5 protein-coding genes are annotated in these 5,768 nt (G+C 74.4%); 4 read left to right on the top strand and 1 reads right to left on the bottom strand.

The genetic code is table 11. The features are described 5' to 3' along the window. Positions 1 to 54 precede the first annotated feature (54 nt). Together AN218_RS22030 and AN218_RS22025 are read left to right on the top strand one after the other, a co-directional pair. Positions 55 to 732, top strand: coding sequence for a 5-oxoprolinase subunit B family protein (locus AN218_RS22030; protein WP_070018626.1), 678 nt, complete (start codon positions 55 to 57; stop codon positions 730 to 732). Then, positions 729 to 1,820, top strand: a complete 1,092-nt coding sequence (locus AN218_RS22025; protein ID WP_070018625.1) for a 5-oxoprolinase subunit C family protein — start codon at positions 729 to 731, stop codon at positions 1,818 to 1,820. The genes AN218_RS22030 and AN218_RS22025 overlap by 4 nt, the downstream gene beginning before the upstream one ends. Here the strand turns inward: AN218_RS22025 and AN218_RS22020 are convergent. Then, positions 1,801 to 2,802 (bottom strand): TetR/AcrR family transcriptional regulator C-terminal domain-containing protein, encoded by a 1,002-nt coding sequence (locus AN218_RS22020; RefSeq protein ID WP_070018624.1) that lies wholly within the window; start codon positions 2,800 to 2,802, stop codon positions 1,801 to 1,803. The genes AN218_RS22025 and AN218_RS22020 overlap by 20 nt on opposite strands. Before the next feature lie 216 nt (positions 2,803 to 3,018). Between AN218_RS22020 and AN218_RS22015 the strand changes: the two genes are divergently transcribed. Together AN218_RS22015 and AN218_RS22010 are read left to right on the top strand one after the other, a co-directional pair. Further along, positions 3,019 to 4,224 carry an FAD-dependent monooxygenase gene (locus tag AN218_RS22015; protein ID WP_338059634.1) on the top strand — a complete coding sequence of 402 codons (1,206 nt, stop codon included), beginning with the start codon at positions 3,019 to 3,021 and terminating at the stop codon, positions 4,222 to 4,224. A 393-nt stretch (positions 4,225 to 4,617) separates the two neighbouring features. Continuing rightward, a partial coding sequence (locus AN218_RS22010) for a glycosyltransferase family 4 protein (protein ID WP_070018630.1) occupies positions 4,618 to 5,768 on the top strand: 1,151 nt, incomplete at its 3' end.

Below are 5,768 nucleotides of genomic sequence, written 5' to 3'. Positions count from 1 at the left end.
GCTTCCTCGCGTGACTCCGCTTCGCGAGGCGCCGCTCCTCGGACGCCGCCCGTCGTGCTGCCCGCCGGGCGGCACGGACTGCTCGTCGAACTGCCCGGCGCCGAGGCGGCCGAGGCGTTCCACGCCGAGGTGCTGCGCCGTCGCGCGGCCGGGCTGCTGCCGGGCGTCACCGAGATCGTGCCGGGCGCCCGCACCGTACTGCTGGACGGGCTGGCCCGGCCGCGGCGGCTCGCGGCGGAGCTGGCGGAATGGGAGATCCCGCCGCTGCGGCGCGGCGGCGGGGAGGCCGTGGAGATCACCGTCCGCTACGACGGGCCGGATCTGGCGGACGTCGCCGCGCTGTGGGGCGTTACGCGCGAGGAGGTCGGGCGACTGCACTCCGCGACGTCCTTCCGCGTCGCCTTCTGCGGCTTCGCGCCCGGCTTCGGCTATCTCACGGGGCTGCCCGAGCGCTACCACGTGCCGCGCCGCTCCGATCCCCGTACGCGCGTACCGGCCGGCTCGGTCGGGCTCGCCGGCCCCTACACCGGCGTCTATCCCCGTTCCTCGCCCGGCGGTTGGCAGCTCATCGGCACCGCTGTGGATGCGGTGCTCTGGGACGTCGAACGGGAACCGGCCGCGCTGCTCGCGCCCGGAACGCCGGTCCGCTTCGTACCGGAGGGCGGGCGCGCAGACGTACCGGAAGGCCCGTCCGAGGACGTACCGGAGGACGTACGGGAGGAGGGCGCATGAGCGGCGCCGGGCTCCGCGTCGTACGGGCCGGAGTGCTCACCACCGTCCAGGACCTGGGGCGGCCCGGGCACGCGCATCTCGGGGTGCCGCGCTCGGGGGCGCTGGACGAACCGGCGCACCGGCTCGCCAACCGGCTGCTGGGCAACGCGGAGAGGGCCGCGACGCTGGAGACGACCGTCGACGGCTGTGCGGTGCGGCTCACCCGGGACGCGGGGGACGAACGGGACGGCGGGGACGACGCCGAGGGCGCCGCGCGCCGTACCGGGACCGGGGTCGGGACACGGACCGGAACGCGTACCGGGACCGGGACCGAGGCCGTGGTCACCGGCGCTCCCTGCGCCGTCACCGTGGACGGCAGGCCCGCCCCCTGGGGCGTCCCCTTCCGTGTGCCCTGGGGCGCGGTGCTGGAAGCCGGTCCCGCCGAGCGCGGACTGCGCAGCTATGTCGCCTTCGCGGGCGGCGTCGACGCCGAACCGGTGCTCGGCAGCCGCGCGACCGATCTGCTCTCCGGGCTGGGTCCCGAGCCGCTGCGCGAGGGGACGCGGCTGCGTCTCGGCGACCCCCATGGTTGCGACAGCGGCCGTGACCGTGACGCGGTACGGAAGGGGAACCGGCGGCCGGAGCCGTACCGGAGGACGGACGGAACGCCGGAACGGAACGGACACCGGCCGCCGGAGCACGGGCGGACCGCCGGCCTCCGCCCCGCGCCCGACGCCGCGCCCTGGGCCGCGCCGCCCCGCGAACTGCTGCTGCCGGTGGTGCACGGCCCGCGCGCCGACTGGTTCACCGACGGGGCGCTGCGCACCCTGGCCACCGGCGCCTACCGGGTCTCCGCCGACGGCAACCGCATCGGCCTGCGTCTGGAGGGCCCCGTCCTGGAACGCTCCCGCGACGGCGAACTCCCCAGCGAGGGCATCGCGTTGGGCGCCCTCCAGGTCCCGCCCGAGGGCCGTCCCGTGCTCTTCCTCGCCGACCATCCCGTCACCGGCGGCTATCCGGTGATCGGCGTCGTGCCGCAGGAAGCGCTGGCCGCCGCCGCCCAGGCCGTGCCCGGTACGCCGGTGCGCTTCATGCCCGTCTCGGGGTAGCCGGACCGCCCTCGACGAGCGGGACCATGCCGTCGAGGAGGGCGGTGAGGCCGAGTTCGAAGAGCACGTCGAGGCGCAGGTCGTAGCCGGTGTCCTCGAAGACGTCCATCAGCCGTGTGAAGACGGGGAACCGGCCCGAGGACCTGACCGCCCCGAGCGCGGGCGCCTGCGCCGCGATCCACATCTCGTCCGAGCGGCCCGTGCGCGCCTCGGCCTGCGCCTCGCGCTCCAAGTGGACGGCGAGGCCCAGGACATGGCTGTAGAGCAGGACGTTCAGATCGAACATCGTCGTCGGATCCAGACCGTGCCCGTCGAGGGCGGCGAGCATCCACTCCGAGTACGCGACGAGGCCGGGGTGCACCAACGGCCGTGTGACAGGGCCGAGTTGAGCGAGCCAGGGGTGCGCCCGGTGCAGCTCCCAGAGTGAACGGGCGCCCGCCCGCAGCTTTTCGCGCCAGTCGGAGGGCGCGTCGGCGGGCGGAGGATGCTCCTCGTAGACGGTGCCGGCCATGAGCTGCACCAGTTCGCCCTTGCCGTTCACATGGCGGTACGGGGACATGGCGGCCACCCCGAGCCGCGCCGCGACGCCCCGCATGGACAGGGCGGCGAGCCCCTCCGCGTCGGCGACGGCGATGGCGGCACGCGTGACGCTCTCGCGGGTCAACTCCCGTTCGGGGGACGGGTCGTGCGGTTCGCCGGCGGGTGCGAGACGCCGTGCCGGGGAGCGCGGCCGTACGGATGCCACGGGCCGTGCGCCGCCCGCGGGCGCCACCACCGTGCCGACACGGGGCCGCGCCTCGACAAGCCCTTCCTGCCGCAGCACCGCCATGGCCTTCGTGGCGGTGGCCAGGGCGACACCCCACTCGGCGGCGAGCCGCCGCGTCGAGGGCACCCGGTCGCCGGGGCCCAACTCGCCCGCGGCGATGCGCCGTTGTACGTCGACGGCGATGCGCCGGTACGGGGGCTCCCCGTTCGCGTCCACCGGCTCCGCCTCCCTCCCGCTCCGCTGTCCCTGCGTCCGCCGTCCCTGGGCGTCCCCCGCCGCCCCCCCCGGTGGTCTCCCGTGCTCTTCGCCGTACCCCGCTGTACTAGCACAGGGCCGACCGGCGGCGACCTTCCCGATGCCGTCCCCTGTTCTAGTACAGCCCAACGAACGTGCTGGTGAACAGAGTTGATGGCCTGACGAAACGCATCGTACATTCGGCGCCGGTGCGGCTGCTTACGCCGTACGGAGGGGGAGTGTTCCATGCAGACCGTGCTCGTCTCCGGTGCCGGAGTCGCAGGTGTCGCCCTGGCCGCCCAACTGCGCCGCCACGGCGTCGCGGTGACCGTCGTGGAACGCGCACCGGGCCTCCGCCCCGGGGGACACGCCGTCGACGTACGGGGCGTCGCGCTCGACGTTCTGGACCGTATCGGCGTGCTGGCGGAGGCCCGGCGGATGCGCACGCGGACGCGCGGGATGACGATGCTCGACGGCGACGGCGAAGAGCTGTGGAGTACCACGGAGTTCGCGCTCAGCAGCGGTCCGCTCGGCGGCGGGACCGACGACGTCGAGCTGCTGCGCGAGGACCTGGTGCGGCTGCTGTACGGGCGGGCGCGCGACGGCGTCGAGTACGTCTTCGGCGACCGCGTCACCGCGCTCGACCAGGACGACGCCGCTGTACACGTCACGTTCGAGCGTGCGGCGCCGCGCAGCTTCGACGTCGTCGTGGGCGCTGACGGCCTGCACTCCGGCGTGCGCCGCCTGGCCTTCGGCGCGGAGGAGGAGTTCCTGAGCTTCCTCGGCGCCCAGGTGGCCGTCTACACCGCGGAGAACTTCCTCGGTCTGGAGGACTGGCAGGTGTGGTGCGGCGAGGACGACACGACGTTCTGCCTCTATCCGGTGCGCGGCAACAGCGAGTTGAGGGTCACCGTCGGCTTCGCCGTCCCCGGCACGAGCGGCAGGGACGGTACGGACGGCACGAGCGGCACGACGGTCCCGGGCGACCGGGACACCGCGCGGCAGAAGGCGCTCGTGGCCGAGCGGATGGGCCGACTGCGCTGGGAGACGCCCGCCCTGCTGAGGGCCATGGACGTAGCGCCCGACTTCTACTGCGACGCGATGGCCCAGGTGCATATGGACAGGTGGAGCTGCGGCAGAGTCACGCTGCTCGGCGACGCGGGCTACTGCCCGTCCCCGCTCTCCGGCCAGGGAACCAGCCTGGCCCTGGCCGGTGCCCACGTCCTCGCGGACGAGATCGCCGCCGTCGACGACGGCGATCCCGCGCGGGCCCTCGCGTCGTACGAGGAGCGGATGCGTCCCTTCGCCGAGATCAACCAGGCGCTCGCCACGGCGCACAGCGGCCGCGGGATGCCCGACGGCAGCGCCATGGACGAGGCCAAGAACGCCCTCTCGCTGGACTGAGACCGACTCGCCGGACTGAGGATCGGAGGATCCCGACGGGCCGACTGCCCGTGCCGGCGCGGCCCGTTGGGCCACGGGCGCCTCGTCGCGGCGGCACCGCCCCGGGCCGCATCGGTGCGCCGGGTGGCGCGAATCACCCGCCTCGGCGGCTCGGGATAAGTGACCGGCCGGTAAATTCTTGGTTCAAGGTCGGCGGCCCCCGCACGGGCCGTCCTCCGAACCCGTCCAGGAACAGCGCCGGTGTCTCCCATCGCGGTGGAAGCGCCGTGACGAAGGGGGCCGTGAGTGACCGCAGAGGCCGTACGGGACACCCTCGCGACCGCATCCGGCGGCACCGCCGGGCCCGCCGCATCCACCGGTACCGCCGGCTCCACCGGCACCGCCGCACCGGCGGTGTCCGGATACGGCGCGGGCGGCGGATCCGGACACGGGGAGAGACCTCTGCGCATCGCGATGCTGACGTACAAGGGCAATCCGTTCTGCGGCGGCCAGGGCGTCTACGTACGGCACCTCTCGCGCGAACTGGCCCGCCTCGGGCACACCGTCGAGGTCGTCGGCGCCCAGCCCTACCCCGTGCTCGACGAGGGCGTGACCCTCACCGAGCTGCCCAGCCTCGACCTCTACCGGCAGCCGGACCCGTTCCGTACGCCCGGACGCGGCGAGTACCGGGACTGGGTGGACCTGCTGGAGGTCGCCACGATGTGGACGGGCGGCTTCCCCGAACCGCTCACCTTCTCGCTGCGCGCACGGCGCCATCTGGCCGCCCGCCGGGGCGAGTTCGACGTCGTCCACGACAACCAGACGCTCGGCTACGGGCTCCTCGCCGACCTCGGCGCACCGCTCGTGACGACGATCCACCACCCCATCACCGTCGACCGGCGGCTCGATCTGGCGGCGGCGCCCACGCGGCGCGCGCGGGCCTCCGTACGCCGCTGGTACGGCTTCACGCGCATGCAGCGGCGGGTGGCACGGCGGCTGCCGTCGGTGCTCACGGTCTCCGGCTCGTCCCGGCAGGAGATCACCGAACAGCTCGGGGTGCGGCACGACCGCGTCCACGTCGTCCATATCGGCGCCGATACCGGCCTTTTCTCGCCGGATCCCGCCGTGCCGGAGGTGCCCGGGCGGATCGTGACGACGTCGAGCGCGGACGTGCCGCTCAAGGGCCTCGTCCATCTCGTCGAGGCGCTGGCCAAGGTGCGGACGGAGGTGCCGGAGGCGCACCTCGTCGTCGTCGGCAAGCGTCCCGAGGAGGGTCCGGTCGCCGACGCCCTCGCGCGCTACGGACTCGCGCACGCCGTGGAGTTCGTCAAGGGCATCAGCGACGCCGAACTGGCCGGGCTCGTACGGGAGGCACAGGTCGCCTGCGTGCCCTCGCTGTACGAGGGGTTCTCGCTGCCGGCCGCCGAGGCCATGGCGACCGGTACGCCGCTGGTGGCCACCACCGGCGGCGCCATCCCCGAAGTCGCGGGCGCGGACGGCGAGACGTGCCTCGCCGTGCCGCCCGGCGACGCCGGCGCCCTGGCCGCGGCGCTCGTCCGGCTGCT

The sequence above is a fragment of the Streptomyces nanshensis genome, from assembly GCF_001751255.1.
Lineage (GTDB): Bacteria > Actinomycetota > Actinomycetes > Streptomycetales > Streptomycetaceae > Streptomyces > Streptomyces nanshensis_A.
This window is presented reverse-complemented; position numbering and strand designations above follow the sequence as displayed.